Origin of the sequence: Xanthomonas sp. WHRI 6108 (assembly GCF_040202385.2) — a bacterium.
GTDB classification, from domain to species: Bacteria; Pseudomonadota; Gammaproteobacteria; order Xanthomonadales; family Xanthomonadaceae; genus Xanthomonas; species Xanthomonas arboricola.
This window is the reverse complement of record NZ_CP168198.1, coordinates 4,734,090-4,751,008: the sequence shown is the minus strand read 5'-3', so window position 1 is coordinate 4,751,008 and position 16,919 is coordinate 4,734,090. Positions and strand designations below refer to the sequence as shown.

The 16,919-nt window shown below is 66.3% G+C and carries 19 protein-coding genes; 7 read left to right on the top strand and 12 right to left on the bottom strand.

What is annotated here, in order from left to right:
- Positions 1-107 precede the first annotated feature (107 nt).
- The 3 genes from ABQ039_RS19950 to ABQ039_RS19940 all read left to right on the top strand — a co-directional run bounded on the left by ABQ039_RS19950 (position 108) and on the right by ABQ039_RS19940 (position 3,923).
- Positions 108-500 carry a DUF2628 domain-containing protein gene (locus ABQ039_RS19950; RefSeq protein WP_016902101.1) on the top strand — a complete coding sequence of 131 codons (393 nt, stop codon included), beginning with the start codon at positions 108-110 and terminating at the stop codon, positions 498-500.
- Between the two features lie 564 nt (positions 501-1,064).
- The gene (locus ABQ039_RS19945; RefSeq protein ID WP_349778297.1) at positions 1,065-1,325 is read left to right on the top strand and encodes a hypothetical protein; all 261 of its coding nucleotides are present in this window, start codon (positions 1,065-1,067) and stop codon (positions 1,323-1,325) included.
- A 120-nt stretch (positions 1,326-1,445) separates the two neighbouring features.
- Positions 1,446-3,923, top strand: coding sequence for a GH92 family glycosyl hydrolase (locus ABQ039_RS19940; protein WP_349778298.1), 2,478 nt, complete (start codon positions 1,446-1,448; stop codon positions 3,921-3,923).
- Between the two features lie 457 nt (positions 3,924-4,380).
- Here ABQ039_RS19940 and ABQ039_RS19935 read toward each other — a convergent pair whose 3' ends face one another.
- Together ABQ039_RS19935 and ABQ039_RS19930 are read right to left on the bottom strand one after the other, a co-directional pair.
- Positions 4,381-5,796 (bottom strand): amino acid permease, encoded by a 1,416-nt coding sequence (locus ABQ039_RS19935; RefSeq protein ID WP_349778299.1) that lies wholly within the window; start codon positions 5,794-5,796, stop codon positions 4,381-4,383.
- Between the two features lie 181 nt (positions 5,797-5,977).
- A complete protein-coding gene (locus tag ABQ039_RS19930) occupies positions 5,978-6,358 on the bottom strand; it encodes a hypothetical protein (protein ID WP_104591313.1) in 381 nt (126 codons plus the stop codon).
- Positions 6,359-6,626: 268 nt separating this feature from the next.
- Between ABQ039_RS19930 and ABQ039_RS19925 the strand changes: the two genes are divergently transcribed.
- The 3 genes from ABQ039_RS19925 (at position 6,627) to ABQ039_RS19915 (ending at position 9,484) form a co-directional block, all read left to right on the top strand.
- The gene (locus ABQ039_RS19925; RefSeq protein ID WP_184609592.1) at positions 6,627-8,210 is read left to right on the top strand and encodes a DNA recombination protein RmuC; all 1,584 of its coding nucleotides are present in this window, start codon (positions 6,627-6,629) and stop codon (positions 8,208-8,210) included.
- Between the two features lie 170 nt (positions 8,211-8,380).
- Positions 8,381-8,785 (top strand): hypothetical protein, encoded by a 405-nt coding sequence (locus ABQ039_RS19920; RefSeq protein WP_184610402.1) that lies wholly within the window; start codon positions 8,381-8,383, stop codon positions 8,783-8,785.
- 153 nt (positions 8,786-8,938) lie between these two features.
- Positions 8,939-9,484, top strand: coding sequence for a glutathione peroxidase (locus ABQ039_RS19915; RefSeq protein WP_102252982.1), 546 nt, complete (start codon positions 8,939-8,941; stop codon positions 9,482-9,484).
- A 247-nt stretch (positions 9,485-9,731) separates the two neighbouring features.
- On the opposite strand, the gene ABQ039_RS19910 is transcribed toward ABQ039_RS19915, so the two are convergent.
- Genes ABQ039_RS19910 through ABQ039_RS19885 form a run of 6 tightly spaced genes read right to left on the bottom strand, consistent with a single transcriptional unit; the run spans position 9,732 to position 13,840 of the window.
- A complete protein-coding gene (locus tag ABQ039_RS19910) occupies positions 9,732-10,781 on the bottom strand; it encodes a VacJ family lipoprotein (RefSeq protein WP_184609590.1) in 1,050 nt (349 codons plus the stop codon).
- Between the two features lie 10 nt (positions 10,782-10,791).
- On the bottom strand, positions 10,792-11,091 hold the full coding sequence (locus ABQ039_RS19905) for a lipid asymmetry maintenance protein MlaB (RefSeq protein ID WP_016902122.1): 300 nt from the start codon (positions 11,089-11,091) through the stop codon (positions 10,792-10,794).
- The gene (locus ABQ039_RS19900) at positions 11,081-11,743 is read right to left on the bottom strand and encodes a phospholipid-binding protein MlaC (RefSeq protein WP_024940545.1); all 663 of its coding nucleotides are present in this window, start codon (positions 11,741-11,743) and stop codon (positions 11,081-11,083) included. The genes ABQ039_RS19905 and ABQ039_RS19900 overlap by 11 nt, the downstream gene beginning before the upstream one ends.
- Positions 11,740-12,285, bottom strand: coding sequence for an outer membrane lipid asymmetry maintenance protein MlaD (gene mlaD, locus ABQ039_RS19895; RefSeq protein WP_016902127.1), 546 nt, complete (start codon positions 12,283-12,285; stop codon positions 11,740-11,742). The genes ABQ039_RS19900 and mlaD overlap by 4 nt, the downstream gene beginning before the upstream one ends.
- Before the next feature lie 11 nt (positions 12,286-12,296).
- Positions 12,297-13,046, bottom strand: coding sequence for an MlaE family lipid ABC transporter permease subunit (locus tag ABQ039_RS19890; RefSeq protein WP_016902129.1), 750 nt, complete (start codon positions 13,044-13,046; stop codon positions 12,297-12,299).
- Positions 13,046-13,840, bottom strand: coding sequence for an ABC transporter ATP-binding protein (locus tag ABQ039_RS19885; protein WP_024940544.1), 795 nt, complete (start codon positions 13,838-13,840; stop codon positions 13,046-13,048). The genes ABQ039_RS19890 and ABQ039_RS19885 overlap by 1 nt, the downstream gene beginning before the upstream one ends.
- Before the next feature lie 235 nt (positions 13,841-14,075).
- Between ABQ039_RS19885 and ABQ039_RS19880 the strand changes: the two genes are divergently transcribed.
- Positions 14,076-14,363, top strand: coding sequence for a hypothetical protein (locus tag ABQ039_RS19880; protein WP_016902133.1), 288 nt, complete (start codon positions 14,076-14,078; stop codon positions 14,361-14,363).
- A gap of 6 nt (positions 14,364-14,369) precedes the next feature.
- Here ABQ039_RS19880 and ABQ039_RS19875 read toward each other — a convergent pair whose 3' ends face one another.
- The 4 genes from ABQ039_RS19875 to ABQ039_RS19860 all read right to left on the bottom strand — a co-directional run bounded on the left by ABQ039_RS19875 (position 14,370) and on the right by ABQ039_RS19860 (position 16,673).
- Complete coding sequence (locus ABQ039_RS19875; protein ID WP_054592474.1) at positions 14,370-14,897, bottom strand: GNAT family N-acetyltransferase; 528 nt, start codon at positions 14,895-14,897, stop codon at positions 14,370-14,372.
- 34 nt (positions 14,898-14,931) lie between these two features.
- Positions 14,932-15,468, bottom strand: a complete 537-nt coding sequence (locus tag ABQ039_RS19870; RefSeq protein ID WP_054592473.1) for a phage tail protein — start codon at positions 15,466-15,468, stop codon at positions 14,932-14,934.
- Positions 15,469-15,528: 60 nt separating this feature from the next.
- Positions 15,529-16,056: a phage tail protein gene (locus ABQ039_RS19865; RefSeq protein WP_184609588.1), complete on the bottom strand. Its 528-nt coding sequence runs from the start codon at positions 16,054-16,056 to the stop codon at positions 15,529-15,531.
- A gap of 71 nt (positions 16,057-16,127) precedes the next feature.
- Positions 16,128-16,673, bottom strand: a complete 546-nt coding sequence (locus ABQ039_RS19860) for a phage tail protein (RefSeq protein WP_046345173.1) — start codon at positions 16,671-16,673, stop codon at positions 16,128-16,130.
- Positions 16,674-16,919: the final 246 nt, after the last annotated feature.

Genomic DNA, 16,919 nt, shown 5'->3' with positions numbered 1-16,919 from the left:
CCGAAACTGATCGGCGGCTGACCCCGTCTTCCGTCCGGCGCCCGCAAACGTGTCCGGTGAATACGCGATCGCCTATCATGTAACCGTTTTCAACTACATGGTTTGGAATGGACACCTTCGATCGCACCCAGCTCAGCCCCAAGTGGCAGTTCCGTTTCGATTTCTTCGACCGGCACGGTGGCCCCAAGGACCCCAGTTACAAGAACGCACTGAAGACCTTGAGCTTTGGTGAGAAGGTCAAGGTCGGCATGAACTTCTATGCCTTCTTCTTCGGCGTCATCTACTTTTTCATCATTGGCCTGTGGCGCAAGGCGTTGAGCCTGATCGGCATCAGCGTCGTGGTGAGCATCGTGGCTTCATTCCTGCCGGCCGCGTTTCAGAATGTGCTGTGGCTGCCGCTGTCCTTGTTGACCGGCATGATCGCCAACTACGCCTATTACCTGGACAAGGTGAAGGGCAGCACCAGCTGGAACCCGTTCGAAGGCATGCGCTGGATCTAAGCAACTGCGTCACCGGCGCGTCGGCCCCTCCCGCCGCCACGCCAGCGTCGCCAAGCCCGGTCACTGACCGGGCTTTTTTTATGGGCCAACCAAATCCCCGGGATCAAGCCCCTCTCCCCCCGGGGCGATAAGGCACAGCTTGCGCGCCACTGGCGCGTGCCTGGGAGCGCCCGCGCTGCCAGCGCGGGCCGGGGCGCTGGGGGTGAGGGTCCGTCCCCCGACGCGCAACACGCCCAGGCGCACGCCTCTCAACTAACCGCGCGCAACGCAGCCAAATCACCCCAAGCCAGCTCATCCGTCAGCGCAACTGACACGCTTCAAAACTGCAGCACCCGGCCACGCGCAACAGCCTGATTCAGAGCGCCTAAAACACCGAAAAACTGCCAGAGCCCGCACACTTTGCTGCGCCGCGGTGTGCAGCCGTGGGTCGGGAATGCTTAATCTTTGCCAACCGATGGCATAAAGCGGTACCGGATTTAGATCGATCCAAGTACGCCATTCCCCCGCAAGTGTTTGGAAGGACGAAGTCTTTCCGTCGTACCACCGCCCCGACGAGACGCTTGAATGACCGATTACCGCCGTTGTCGCCCGCAGCAGCTGTCCCGTGCCGTGCTGCTCGCATTGCTGTCGCCCCTGTCCGCCCTGGCCCAGCAGGCCAGCGCCCCGCAACAACTCGATGCCGTCACCGTGACCGGTTCGCGCATCAAGCGCGTCCAGGCCGAAGGGCCGGCGCCGGTGCAGATCATCGGCGCCGAGGAGATCCGCAGCCGCCTGTTCAGCCCGGTCGGGCGCGAGATCGCGGCAGAATACGTGTTCGATTTCTGAGCCGCTGCCAACCCGTCGCAAGCCGCCGTCAGGCGGATATCGACCGGTCGCCGCGTCTGGGCCGTCGGCACGCGTCATCCACCTGCGGCCTCGGCCGCTCTCTCCCCCGAGGTGTCCTGCATGCCCTTCGCCGTTGCATCCGATCGCTCTTCGTCGCATCTCCCATCAATGCCGCGGTGGCGCCGCGCCGCCGCCGGCCTGTGCCTGCTCGGCATGGCGGTGTGCGCGCCGCTGGCCGCGCAGGACCCGGCGCAGGTCAACACCTTCATCGGCAGCAAGGACGACGGCAACACCTTCCCCGGTGCCTCGGCGCCGTTCGGCCTGGTCCAGGTCAGTCCGATCGGCGCGCATTACGCCGGCTGGCGCTACGACGACCCCAGCATCCGCGGCTTCGGCCACTCGTTCCTGTCCGGGGCCGGCTGCTGGGAGCAGGGCGGGCAGGTCTCGGTGCTGCCGGTCACCGGCCGCATCGGCCCGGGCGGCGACTTCGACACCGGCGACGCCAAGGCCTTCGACCAGAAGCGCTACGCCGCCCGCTACACCCATGACGGCGAAGTCGGCCAGGCCGGCTACTACAAGGTGCGGCTGACCGACTACGGCGGCATCGACGCCGAAGCCACTGCGCTCACCCGCGCCGCCGCCGAGCGCTACACATTCGCCCCCGGCGCCGACACTGGCCATGTGCTGGTCAACCTGGGTCAGGCCAACGACCGCCACGTGGTGATCGGCAGCCAGCTGCAGGTGGTCGGCGACCGCGTGGTCGAAGGCAAACTGACCACGCAAAGTTTCTGCGGCGGCCACGAATACACCACCTGGTTCCGGCTGGAATTCGACCGCCCGTTCACCGCACACGGCGTCTGGGGCGAAGACGGCGGCGTGCCCGACGCGCGCCACGGCATGGGTGGCGAACTCAAGCCCAATGGTGCCTGGCTCAGTTTCCCGCTGGGCAACAACAAGAACGCGCGCGCAGTGACCGTGGTCAGCGCCATCTCGCACGTGGATGCCGAAGGTGCACGCGACAACCTGCGCGCCGACGGCATGCTCGGCGGCAAGCTGCTGGGCCTGGAGCAGATGCGCCAGCGCGCGCAACAGGCCTGGCGCAAGCAGCTGGCCAGCCTGCAGCTGGATGGCGCCAGCAACGACGATCGCAGCGTGGCCTACACCGCGCTGTATCACGCCCTACTGCAGCCGCTGACCGGCAGCGATGCCGATGGCCGCTATCGCGGCTTCGACGATGCGATCCACCGCGCCGATGGCTGGACCTACTACGAGTATTTCTCGCTGTGGGACACCTATCGCTCGCAGAACCAGCTGCTCGCCTTGCTGCAGCCGGCACGCGCGCGCGACATCGGCCGCTCGCTGCTGGCGATCCACCAGCAAGGCGGCTGGCTGCCGCGCTGGGGCTATGCCAACTTCGATACCAACATCATGACCGGCGACCCGGTGACCCCGTTCCTGGTCGACCTGTGGCGCTTCGGCGCGCTGCAGGACAACCAGGCGCAGGCGTACGCAGCGCTGCGCCAGAACGCCTTCGAACAGCCGCCAATCAACTCGCGCCACGCCGGCCGCTCCGGCAACGCCAGCTACCTGGCCAACGGCTTCGTGCAGTACGACCGCGCGTTCCCGTCCAAGGGCATGGACGTGGACCCGCATCACGGCGGTTCGGCCACGCTGGAATACGCGCTGGCCGACTGCGCGCTGGCACAGATGGCGCAGGCGCTCGGCCACCCCGACGACAGCGCGCTGCTGCGCAAACGCGGCGGCAACTGGCACAACGTCTGGGACGCCGGCGTGCGCGATGCCGACACCGGCTTCAGCGGCTTTCCACGGCCCCGGCTGGAAGACGGCAGCTGGTACGCCCCCTCGGACGATCGCTACAGCCCGCGCTCGCAGCACGGCTTCCACGAAGGCACCGCCTGGCAATACCAGTGGCTGGTGCAGCAGGACATCCCCGGCATGCTGCAGGCCATGCACAGCAGCGAGCAGGCCGGCCAACGCCTGGATGCCTTCTTCGCCTACGACGACCTGCTGAAGGACCCGCTCAACGCCGCGCGCACGCACTGGGTGGTCGGCCCATACAGCTACTACAACCAGTACCGCTACAACCCCAACAACGAACCGGACCTGCACGCACCGTGGATGTACACGTTGATCGGCCAGCCATGGAAGACCGCCACCGTGGTGCGCGCCGCCCAGCAGCTGTTCACCAACGCGCCCAACGGCGTCACCGGCAACGACGACCTCGGCACGATGTCGGCCTGGTATCTGTTCAGTGCCCTGGGCCTGTATCCGGCGGTGCCGGGCAGCGGGCAGTTCCTGCTGCATGCCCCACGCTTCAAGCGGGCCACGCTGGACCTGGGCAACGGCAAGCGCCTGCGCATCGACGCCCCCGGCGCCGACGGCCGCGCGCTGCAATACGTGGACAGCGTGCGTTTCAACGGCGCACCGCAGCGGCAAGTGTTCCTGGACTGGGCCCAGCTGCAGCAGGGCGGCACGCTGTCGTTCGCGCTGACCAGGCAGCCCCCGACGCAGGGCTGGGGCACGCAGGCGGATGCACTCCCAACCTCGTTCTGCGCCACGCCTGCAGCCGCGCCTTGAGCCAACGCTCCTCCCCGGGTTGCGGGGAGTGCGAGGGAAAGGCCTAACGTTGCCGGAGCATGAGCTAAAGCCCCTCTCCTGCGGGGCGATAAGGCACAGCTTGCGCGCCACTGGCGCGCGTGCCTGGGAGCGCCCGCGCCGCATGCGTGGGCCGGGGCGCGGAGCGTGGGTGGGGTGAGGGTAGGGAGCGGAGCCCCTGACCAAGTTGGATAACACCAGGCGTCGCCCGTCCCCTCATCCAGCCCCTCGGGCCACCTTCTCCCGATGGGAGAAGGCAGTGGTCAGCGTGCATCCGCAAGCCGTCGTGCAGCACGGGACGGCTACCGCCAGGACTTTCCCATCGACGATTCAAGCTTGAAGGCGCGTGGCGACGCGTTCGTCAGGCATGGCACTGAAAGATATCTGGGGCGCTCCTCATCCAGCCCCTCGGGCCACCTTCTCCCGATGGGAGATGGAACTAGCCAACCTTCGCCAAGCGGCTATTCCGCCGCCCATAGGCCACATACACCACCACGCCCAATACGTTCCAGACCAGGAACCAGCCCTGCGTGGTGCTGGGCAGGCTCCAGAACAGGTACAGGCAGCCCAGGATCGCCACCGGTCCCACCACCCATGCCAGCGGTGTACGGAAGGCCCGCACACGCGTCGGCTCGCGCACGCGCAGCACCAGCAGGCACGCTGCCACTGCGGTGAACGCGGCCAGGGTGCCGGCGTTGGCCAATGCGGCAATTTCATCCAGGCGTGCCACACCGGCCAACGCGGCCACCAGCACCGCCGTGAACAAGGTGATCGCCACCGGCGTGCCGGTGCGCGCGTTGACCTTGGACAGGCCGCGCGGCAACAGGCCATCGCGCGACATCACGAAGAAGATGCGGCTCTGCCCGTACAGAAACGCCAGCAGCACCGTCGGCAGCGCGATGATCGCCACCGCACCGATCACCAACGCCGCCTTGCCGTGGCCGAGTTCGCGCATGATCAGCGCCAATGGTTCCGGGCTCTTGCCGAACACGGTGAAGCTCATCGCGCCCACCGCCGACAACGCCACCAGCACATAGATCAGCGTGCAGCCGATCATCGAACCGACGATGCCGATCGACAGATCGCGGCCCGGGTTCTTGGTCTCCTCGGCCGCGGTGGAGATCGCATCGAAGCCATAGAACGCGAAGAAGATGATCGCCGCCGCCGCCATCACCCCGCGCTCCACGCCATCCGGGCCTGCGGTCTTGGGGAAGCCATACGGCATGAACGGCTGCAGGTTGGTACTGTCGAAGGCCGGCAGGGCGATCGCCACGAACACACCCAGCGCCACGATCTTCAGCACCACTAGCACCGCATTGAGCGTGGCGCTTTCCTTGGTGCCGGCCATCAGCATGCCGGCCACCAGGAAGGTGATCACCACCGCCGGCAGGTTGACGATGCCGCCGGCGTGCGGCCCGGCCACCAGGGCATGCGGCAGGTTGACCCCCAACCACTGCAGGAAGCCGACGAAATAGCCCGACCAACCCACCGCCACCGTGCTCACCACCAGCGAGTACTCCAGCACCAGGCTCCAGCCCACCACCCAGGCGATGCTCTCGCCGAGCGCGGTGTAGCTGTAGGTATAGGCGCTGCCGGCAGCCGGCATCATCGTGGCCATCTCCGCATACGCCAGCGCCGCGCAGGCGCACACGATGCCGGCGGCCACGAACGACAGCAGCACCGCCGGGCCGGCCTTGTCCGCGCCCACTCCAATCAACGTATAGATGCCGGTGCCGACGATCGCGCCGATACCCAGCGCGATCAGATGCGGCCAACTCAGGCTGCGGACCAGCTGCCGACCGGCCTCGTGCACGGTGACCTGATCGATGGATTTGCGCCTGAGCCAAGACGACATGCGGACCTCGCGGGAATCAAAGAATTCCCGAGTGTCGCCCAACGCGCCGCAGCAAAGCTATCGGTCCAAGGTCATGCGTCGGCGCAAGCATGGCAGCGCAGACACGCCCACCGCCTTCTGTGAGCGCGCGCCGCACCTTGCCGTTCCGCGGCCAAACGCGACTGCCCCGCACAATCCCCGCTCACTCAACCGACGGGCGATGCGGTGGACGCACATGGCGATAGACCAACTGCACCGCCCACGCGCCCACCAGTCCCACCGCACCGGCGGCAAAGTGGGTCCAGTCGAGCAGGCGTGGCGCAGCCCCGTTGGCGTCATGTCCCCAGAAGTTGAACCACAGCAGCACCAATGCGGTAACCCCGATCCCGATCCAGAACCACAGCCGCGTGCCGCCGATTGCATAGAACCCGAACGGCAACGCCGCACCGATCAAGAAGTGCACCGGGAAGAAATACGCCGTGCCGTACGGCCGCATCAGGTACCACACGATTGCCGCAAAGCTGCCGAGAAACGCGAACAGGCCCAGCGCGAACAGACGGGTTTGGTTGGTGGCAGTGGTCATCAGCTGGCCTGGCAGGAACGAAGCCCCACCCTAGCCATGCGCAGGTCACGTTGAGGTCAATGCGCTGCGAGCAGCCTGCAACTCCATCACCGCGGCGGTGTCTGGCCCGCTTTGCGCAGCGGTTGCAGGCATCTGCGCGAAGTGGCCCCCGACGTGCTGCGTTGGCGCAGTGCGCGCGCCACCCAACTGCGCCCTGCAGCCGCGCCGAAGACGCCGGCCGGCAAGCCACTGACGCAGCCCCTGCGACCGGCCCGGCTACACTGCGCACATGTCATCTGAATCCCTGATCCTTCTCGGACTGCTCGTCGCAGTCCTGGTGCTGCAGCTGATCGCGCTGCTGCGACGTCCTTCCACCAGCGGCCTGGAGCTAGCGCTGCGCGCCGAGCAACGCGACGGCCGCGGCGAATTGCGCGAGCAACTCGAAGGTCTGGCGCGGCAGCAGGATGGCCGCCTGGAAACCTTCGCGCGCAATCTCACCGAACTGTCCACGCGCACCGACCAGCGCCTGGACCTGTTGCGCGACGCACTCGGCGAAGATGCCCGCAAGGCCCGCGAAGAAAGCGCCCTGGCGCAACAACGCACCGGCGAACTGCTGACGCTGCGGCTGACCGAATTGCGCACCCAGCTCGACGGTTTCGGCCAGCAGCAGGAAACCCGCATCCAGGTGTTCGGCCAGCAACTGACCGAGCTGATCGCACGCACCGACACCCACATGGCCGCCCTGCGCGATGCGCTGGCCGAAGATTCCCGCAAGGGCCGGCAAGAGGCCGGCGAGTCGCAGCAGCGCTTCACCGAGGCCTTGGGCCAACGTCTGACCGAACTCACCCAGCGCAACGAACTGCGCATCGGCGAAATGCGCGCCACGCTGGAACAACAGCTGGCCAACCTGCAGAACGACAACGCCAGCAAGCTCGAACTGATGCGCGCCACCGTCGACGAAAAACTGCAGACCACGCTCAACACGCGCCTGGATGCCTCCTTCAAGCTCGTTTCCGAACGCCTGGAGCAGGTGCAGCGCGGTCTGGGCGAAATGCAGCAGCTGGCCACCGGCGTGGGCGATCTCAAGCGCGTGCTGACCAACGTCAAGGACCGCGGCGGCTGGGGCGAGGTGCAGCTGGAGAACATCCTCGAGCAGACGCTGACGATGGAGCAGTACGCGCGTAGCGTGCGGGTCAGGCCCGACAGCGCCGAAGCGGTGGATTTTGCGATCCGCCTGCCGGGGCGTGGCGACGACACCGTGGTGTGGCTGCCGGTCGATGCCAAGTTCCCGCGTGAGGACTACGAACGCCTGATCGATGCGCAGGAAAAGGGTGACCTGGACGCGATCAAGAATTCGACCGCCCAGCTGGAGCGCGCCATCCGCATTCAGGCCAAGTCGATCAGCGACAAGTACGTCTGCCCGCCGCAGACCACTGACTTCGCAGTGATGTTCCTGCCGACCGAAGGCCTGTACGCCGAAGTGATCCGCCGCGCCGGCCTGGTCGACCTGCTGCAGCGCGAACATCGCGTGGTGCTGGCCGGCCCGACCACGTTCACCGCCCTGCTCAACAGCCTGCAGATGGGCTTCCGCACGCTGGCGATCGAGAAGCGCTCCAGCGAGGTCTGGCAGGTGCTGGGCGCGGTGAAGAGCGAGTTCGGCAAGTTCGCCGGCATTCTCGAAAAGGCCGAGCGGCAGATCAGCACGGTCGGCAAGAGCCTGGGCGAAGCCAGCCGCAAGACCCGCACCATCGAACGCCGCCTGCGTGGCGTGGAAACCCTGGCCAGCGAACAGTCTCAGGCGTTGCTGGACGATGCCGGCAGCGACGACACCGGAAGCAGCAGCGAAGACGATAGCAACGACGAGCAGGAGTGATCCATTGCGTAAGGCGATGCCACACGCCATGACGTAGGAGCGCACCCGGGCGCGACCAGGCATTACCGATAACGCCTCATCGCGCCCGGGTGCGCTCCTACCAACGCAGGCCTCCGGCGCCGATAGCGAGCACGCCGCGCAGACATCGCCACCGCGATGCTGGCACCCACCTGGTTCAAGACGAGAGTTTCAACATGGCAAGCCGATGGATCCACGCAGTGCTCTGCGCGCTGCTGTTGACCGCATGCAGCAATACCCCGGCGGCCAGGTCGGACGCTGCGGCGGACGCCCCTCAGCCTCCGCGCGCCGTTTCTGCCGACGCTGCCGACTGCACGGCAAAGGGCGGGCAGCTGCGTCCGGTCGGCCGCATGCAGACGGTGCGTTGCGTGGTGCCGTACGCCGATGCCGGCAAGACCTGCAGTGACAACTCCGACTGCAGCGGCGATTGCCTGGCCACCAGCATCGTGCCGACCGGCACCGCGACCTCCGGCACCTGTCAGCGCGACAGCGACCGCTTCGGTTGCCGCCAGGAAGTGATTGGCGGCATGGGCCAGGCCGCGTTGTGCATCGATTGATGGCTGCGAACAGGGTCAAGCGCGCGCACAGGCCGATCAGTCGATTGGCCCGTGCGCGTCGCTGCAGATACCTGCAAGCGCCATGAGCCAGCGGCATCGCTCGCTCCACCCTGGCGGTTTATGCTCTCGGCTCTACCTGTCCAGGACGCACCGATGAGCCAGACGCTGTACGACATCCCTGTGGCCCGCATCGACGGTGAGCCCGCCACGCTGGCCGACTATCGCGGCAAGGTGTTGCTGGTGGTCAACGTCGCCTCCAAGTGCGGGCTGACCCCGCAGTACGAAGGCCTGCAGGCGCTGTATCGCGACAAGCAGGCACAGGGGCTGGAGGTGCTGGGCTTTCCGGCCAACGACTTCAACGGACAGGAGCCCGGCAGCGAGGCGGAGATTGCGCAGTTCTGCCAGCTCACCTACGACGTGAGCTTTCCGATGTTTTCCAAGATCGCCGTCACCGGCGCCGAAACCCATCCGCTGTATCAGGCATTGACCAATGCCCGCCCGCAGGCCACCGGCGATGGCCCGATGCGCGAAAAGCTGGCCGGCTACGGCATCGCACCCAACCCGGCACCGGGCGTGTTGTGGAACTTCGAGAAATTCCTGATCGGCCGCGACGGCCAGGTCATCGATCGCTTCGCCCCCGACGTGCCGGCAGACGATGCGCGCCTGCGTGCAGCAGTGGATGCGGCGCTGGCGGCGTAGCACCTGGCGCGGTGGCGAACTGATTTGATCCGCGTCGCTGCGGTCGTTGTTTATATTGCCGGTGATCCGCGCCATCTAAGGGGAAGGCCTTGCCGGCGGAGTTCCCTCCACGCGCGATCGCGGCCGGACGGTGCTCCAGCTACCCCAGCCGCCACCGTCAGCCGGAAGGCCGTAAAAGACCAACGCACAAAAAAAGCCCGGGATCGCTCCCGGGCTTTGTATTCATCCAAACCGCAAGCTCAACACATCAACGGATCCACTGCGGGATCGGCATCGCATCCACCGGCACAGTGCTGTCCTTGTCCTCGCGCAGGTAGTCGGGCAACTCGTTGTCCTTCTCGCGATGGCTGCGCAGATCGCGCACGATCTGGTAGTTGCGGCGCTGCATCCACGCATCGCGGGTCAGCGCGTACTCGTCCGGTGCCTGGTCGCGCAGCGAATCCAGCGACATCAGTTGCGAGCGCGTATCCACCAGCTGCAAACCCTGCAGGGCGAATCGCGCACCGCTGTCGTCGACCTGGCGCAACGGCGACAGCGGAATGTCGCCGCCCAGGCCGAAGGTATCGCGCACGGTGCGCGGGCCGAACAGCGGCAACTCGAAGTAGCGCGAATTGCGCCAGCCCCACACGCCCAGGGTCTGGCCGAAGTCCTCGCTGCGGCGCGGGATGCCCGCCGCGGAGGCCGGGTCGAACAGACCGGCCACGCCCAGTGTGGAATTCATCACGAAGCGGCCCAGCGACTGCATCGCATACACCGGGTGGCCCTGCAGCAGCTGATTGACCATGGTCAGCGGCGTGCCGAGATTGTCGAAGAAGTTGGTCACGCCCAGGCGGGCCGGACGCGGCACCACCTTGGTGTAGCCGGTGGCCAAGGGACGCGCCACGCCGCGGTCCACCGCCAGGTTGAAGCGGTGCATGCCGCGGTTGTAGCGCTCCCACGGATCGTAGGACGGCGCGTCACCGGGTTGTGCCGGTGCACCGTTGGCGCCGGCCTGCGGGGTGGTGGGGCCGTAGAGCGCAGCGAAGTCGTCCTCGGCCGAGGTGGGGGCACCGGCCGTGCCGGCATCGGCGCTGGTCTGCTCGGCAGGCGCCGCCGCGGTGGCCGGCAGGGCGTCGGGGGCGGCAAAGCCGGCGGCGGCCGGCTGCGCGGTCACACCGGCGTCGTCGCGTGCCGGCGCGGGCGTCGCATCCGGGGCGGGCGCGGCGGCGGCCGCAGGCGGTGCGGGCTTTGGAGCATGGCTGGCACAGGCGCCAAGCAGCAGGCAGGCCAACAGGGAAAGGGGGCGAAGCTGGGTCATGGGGTGGCGCTCAGGCCTGGAAATCGAAAGTAGGGGACAAACGGTAGGCGGCACGCAATTCGTCCAGACCGGACGCTTCACCCACCACCGTGACAGGACCGGCACCGCTGCTGCGCACACGCGCAGCCAGTTCGGCCAGCATCGCCACGCCGGCACTGTCCAGGCGTTGTACACCCGACAGGTCCAGCGTGCGAATGCCGTCCAGCTGCGCGATCGCCTGCGGCCAGGCCGCAGTGACCGCGTCGCGGTCGAGCACGCCGGTGAGTACCAGCGTGTCGCCATTGCGTTGCACGGAGCTGTTACTTGCCATTGGCCGGTGCCGGACCGACCTGCAGATTGCCGCTACGCAGCTCTGCGGCGACCTTGGCGATGCCCTTCTCGCGCAGCGGGCCGTCGAACTGGGTCTTGAAGGTCTGCACATAGGAGATGCCTTCGATCATCACATCGAAGATCTTCCACTGGCCACCGACGTTACGCATCATGTAGTCGACCGGGGTCGGGTCGTTGCCGGCGCGCAGCAGGTCGGTAGACACCTTGACGCCGCGGTTGCCCGGCAGCGCGCTCTCGGACTTGGCGCGGAAGGTCGGCTTGCCTTCGAAGTTCAGCAGCGCGGTGCCGTAACGCTGCATCAGGTTGTCGGCCAGCGCATCGGCGAACAGCTTGACGTCCGCATCGGAGGCGCCACGGCCGTTGACGCCCAGCACCAGGCGGGCCGAGTAGTCGCGGTCGAAGGCCTTGTTCAATTCGCCATTGATGTACTGGCGCAGGGCGGCCGGGTTGCTGCGGAACTCGGCGCGGCGCTGATCCAGCGTGCTCAGGATGCGGGTGCTGCTGTCGATGACGGTCTTGGTCGCCGCGCCCTGCGCAGGCGCGCTGGCGGCAGCCGGCTGCGCCAGCACGGTGGCCGGTGCGCACACCAGCAGGGTCGAGGCCAGGATGGCGGAAAGCAGGGTGGTCTTCATTGGTGTGGTTCCGTAGAGGGAGAAGCGGTCTGGGCAGGCGCCGGGGCCTGGCCATCGGTGGCGGCCGGGGCATTGCTGCCACCACCGCCACCACTGAACATGTATTTGCCGACCAGCTGCAGCAGATCCACCGCCGGCTGGGTGAAGCCGATTTCTTCGCCCGGCTTGAGCGTCTCCGGGTCGCCGCCCGGCTGCAGCCCGATATAGCTCTCGCCCAGCAAACCGCTGGTGAAGATGCCGGCGGAGGTGTCGGCGGGCAGATCCTTGTATTTGTTGTCCAGCGACAGGGTGACCACCGAGTCGAACTTGGTCGGGTCCAGGCTGATGTCGGACACCTTGCCGATGGTCACTCCGCCGATCTTCACCGGCGCCTGCGCCCGCAGCTGGCCGATCTGGCTGAAGCGTGCGGTCAGCGTGTACTGGCTGGAGCCGAAGCCCCAGCGCTGGTTGGTCGAGGCCACCGCCAGCACCAGCAGCGAGGCCAGGGTCAGCAGCAGAAAGGCGCCGACGGCGAATTCGAGTCGTGGTCCACGCATGGCCATAGTTATTCCACTCACCTAAACAACATTGCAGAAAGGACGAAGTTGAACATCAGCACCAGCAGCGAGGCGTTCACCACCGCACGGGTGGTGGCGATCGAGGTGCCTTCGATGGTCGGCTCGGCGTGGAAGCCCACGTAGGCGGCGACCAACGCGGCCGTGCCGCCGAAGATCGCCGACTTGAGCATCGCCACGCCGAAGTCGTCCCAGAAGTCCACGCTGTTGCTCAACCCCGACCAGAATGTGCCGTTGTCGATGCCCAACACGTGTACGGCCTCGAAGTAGCCGCCGGTGATGGCCAGCGAGCAGAACACGCCGGTGAGCAACGGCACCGTCAGCACCGCCGCCCAGAAGCGCGGTGCCACCGCCTTGGCCACCGGATCGATGGCCATCAGCTCCAGCGCCTTGATCTGGTCGGTGGCGCGCATCAGGCCAAGTTCGGCCGCGATCGAACTGCCGGCCCGGCCGATGAACAACAGCGCGGTCAGCACCGGTGCCAGTTCGCGGTACAGCGACAGCCCCAGCAAGGTGGACAGCGCATCCGACGCACCATAGGTGGTCAACGTGCGGTAGCCCTGCAGGGTCAGCACCAGGCCGACGAAGGCGCCGCCGACGGCGATGATCGGCAGCGAGCGCGCACCGACCTTGTAGATCTCGCGCACCAGTTCGGCGATGAAATCGCGCGTGGGCACCGAGCCGCGCAGCACGGTCAGCGAGAACAGCCCGGCACGGCCGAAGGCGCGGATCGAGTCGACCATGGCCATCAGGCAGCACTCCGGTCGCGCCGCGGCGCCGCATCGAAGGCGATCGGGCCATCCGGCTGGCCATGCAGGAACTGCTGCACCAGCGGGTCGGTGCTGTCCTGCAATTGCTCAGGCGTGCCGGCGAACACAATGCCGCCATTGGCGATGACCACGGCCTGGTCGCTGATCGGCAGGGTTTCGTGCACGTGGTGACTGACGATGATGCTGGTCAGGCCAAGGCTGTCGTTGAGGCGCTGGATCAGGCTCATGATCACGCCCGAGGCGATCGGGTCCAGCCCGGTCAGCGGTTCGTCGTAGATCATCAGCGGCGGGTCCAGTGCCAGCGCCCGCGCCAACGCCACACGCCGCGCCATGCCGCCGGACAGTTCGCGCGGCCAGGCATCGGCGGCGGCCAGCAGGCCCACCGCATGCAGCTTCATCTGCACCAGGCGCTGCAGCACCGGCGCCGGCAGGCGAGTGTGGGTGCGCAGCGGCAGCGCGACGTTGTCGGCCACGCTCAGGTCGGTCAGCAGGCCATTGCCCTGCAGCAGCACGCCGACATTGCGACGCATCTCCAGCAGTGCACGGTTGCCATGCGGGATCGCGTTGCCGAACAGGGTGACCGTGCCGGCGACCGGACGCAGCTCACCGGTCAGTGCGGCCAGCAAGGTGGACTTGCCGCTGCCGGAAGGACCGAGCACGGCCGTAATGCTGCCGCGCGGCACATCGAGCGAGACGTCGCGCAGGATCGTGCGACCGCCGCGATCGATGCGGACACCGGACAACTGCACGACAGGGGATGCGGACGCCGTCATCGAAGCCTTTAACAGAATTCCAACGCGATAGAGTAGCCGTCATCCGGCTGAACATAACCGAACCGGCGCGTGCAGTATTGTCGCATGACGCCTGTACTGCAGCAGACGCGTCACCGCCGGCGCATATGCAACAGGCCGTCTCATGCATGACGCAATGCAATCTTCGAACGCGCAGGTGTTGTCGCAGGTATGCCCTACGTGGATGATCGGATTCCCAGCCGACCATGAGCACAAAATGGACTTACTGACCCTGGAGCACTTTGCAGGCAGCGTCAACGACACGTTCTCGGCTGCATTGAACGAAGGCGAGGTTCCATTCGTGCTGGTCGAGGCGCGCGCGCTGCCCACCACGCACGCGGTGCATCGCGCGCCATTCTCGCTGCTGTTCCGCAACAGCTCGGCATTTCTGTTTCCGCAGCAGACCTATCGGTTACGTCACACGCGGCTGGGCGAGATCGGCATCTTCCTGGTGCCGGTGGCGCGCGAGCGCGACGGGTTTCTGTATCAGGCCGTTTTCAACTGAGCGCGTTCAACTGCGGTGCTTGGGAAAATGCCAGTGCATCTGCAGATGCGTCTGGTTGCTCATGCCCGTGACGAAACCGTGGCGGACATACAGTCGCTGCGCGGCGGGGTTTGAGTGCAGCACATGCAGTGACAGTCCGCATCCCGCCTCTCGCGCAATCGCTTGCGCGTAGGCGAGCAGTTGCGAGCCGATGCCCTGGCCGCGCCAGTCCGGCAGCAGGCTGATATCCACCAGCGTAAGTTGCGTGGCAGCGCGGTGCAGATACAGGCGCCCGATACGCAGGTCCTTGGCCTGGACGATCAGAAAGTCGCCGCCTTCAAAATGTTGCTGGTAGTGCGCGCGCTGCAGCGCAAACTGCTGCTGAAGAAAGGCACGTTTGCTCGCCTCCGGCCACGGTACCGGTGCCAGCTCGTCGCTGCGGGTACTGGCATAAAGCGCCTGCAGCCACGCGATGTCGGCTGGCTGCTCGGGGCGCAGCGCAAGATCCACCGCGCACCGACTAGCGGTAGCGCTCGTTACCAACTGCATCTTCATCGCCGCCTCTGCAACGCGCCCGGGTGAGGGCAGCTCAGTTGAACGCCGGATAGTTGCCCTGCAGCGCGATGCAGAAGTTCACTGCCAGATAGGGCTGGCGGTTCTCGTGCGCCTGGCCGGTGCCGGTGGGCAGCAACATGGTCGGGGAGAATTGTTTGTCCGGCGCAACCGCCAGGAATGGACGCTCTGTGTTGACGTTCAGCGACGACAGCGCCACACCGTTGGCCGGCGTGCCGGTCTTCTTGGTCGCGTCCGACTGCGAGTACGCGTTGATGCCATGTTGGTGCATCGGGATCTGCGTGCTCAGCAGGCTTTCCGAGGCGGAGCCGAAGTTGCTGCCCAGCGTGTGCGGGGTCAGTCCGGGCCCTGCGCCCTGATGGCAACCGGCGCGTGCGGAAAAGTTCGGCAACTGGAAGGTGCTGCTGCCGTTGCCGCCATAGGCCACGCCAAGCAGGGAGTACAGCGTGGTGTTCTGCGTGATCGGCAGGGTGGCGCCGTTGCAGAAGGCCCAGCCGTAAGGGTTGTAGTCGAAGCCGAACAACTGGATTTCGCCGATATAGGGTTCGGTCATGAGCGGATTCCTTCGATGCAGCGGATGCGTGCCGCAGCCATGTCGGCGCGGCGCATGGGATCAGGCCTGTTGCGGGAAGATGCCTGTGGTGGCGATGCAGTACTGCACCGTCAGCGTCGGCATGAGGTTGTCGTGTGGCTGGTTGCCGCCGGCGAACGAGGTGCTCTGCGCGGACATTGCCAGCGTGGTGCTGCCGGTGGTGTCGCTTGCGTAGAACAGGCTGCCGTTGACCGTGCCTGGCAGCAGACCGGCTGGTGCGGTGGCGGTCGCTGCCGCGGTGGTGGCCTGGGCGGTGTGCGTGTGCGCCGGCATCTGCGGTTCGGTCAATGTCACAGTCTCGGTGCCGGAGTGCTGGGAGAGCACGTAGTTGCTCAGGCCCGGTCCCTGACCCTGATGGATCGGCAGGCGGCCGCGCAGATCCGGCACGGCGAAGGTGCTGGTGCCATTGCCGCCGTAGACGGTGCCGAGCAGGACATACAACGGTTCGTAGTCGGAGATCTGCAACAGCGAGCCGTCGCACGCCTGCCAACCCTGTGGTGTGCGGCCGAAGCCGAACATGCGGATTTCGCCGATGAAGGGAGTACCCATGAAATTCTTCCTGGTCGATGGGGCGTCGTACGCAAGGCTGCGTACGACGGCGCCCCCGGATACGGATGCGCCTAGCTGCGCGAAGGGAAGATGCCGGACAGCGCGATGCAGAAATTGATCGTGGTGTACGGCTGCAGATTCGGATGCGCCTGGCTGCCGCCGCTGCTGGCGACGGTGGACTGCGACAGCGGCACCATCGCGCCGGGCGCGCCGTACAACGCGTGTGGGGTCCCGGCATTCATGCTGTTGTTCGCGAACAGGCGGCCGGTCGGCGTGCGGTTGTCGCCGTTGGCGCTGCTGCAATCCATCAGGTGGGTGTGCGGGGGCAGGTTGTCCACCACCAGTGTCACCGTCTCCGCGCCTGCCGCCTGGCCCATGGGAGCGGCGGTCGGCTGCCAGTTCGGATCCGCCGACGGCCCATAGCCCATCGGGGTGCGCCCACGCATGTCCGGCAAGCCGAACGTGGTTTTGCCGTCGCCGCCGAAGCGCGTGCTGAGCAGACTGAACAGGGCCTGGTTCTGATTGATCGGCAGCAATTGCCCGTTGCACTGCGCAAAATACTTCGGCGCAAATGCGAAACCGGTCAGCATGATCTGACCGATGAAGAACTCGCTCATGCAGCTCTCCCTACGAAGGTACGTCACCGACCGACTGTCGGAGACTGCCGTACTGATACCTGCCGAGATTGCATACCACAAGCCACCAGCGTCCAAAACTGGGATGAAGTATTAATTTTTCATTCTTTAACTGGCAGTCAGTTCCTGTTTAAATGGCGCCGCAGTCCAACCGTATGCCTGCGCAGGCATCGCGTTGAGCTGATCCGAGGCACCAGGACCGTTGCCGATGCCATTGGGGTGGCGTGT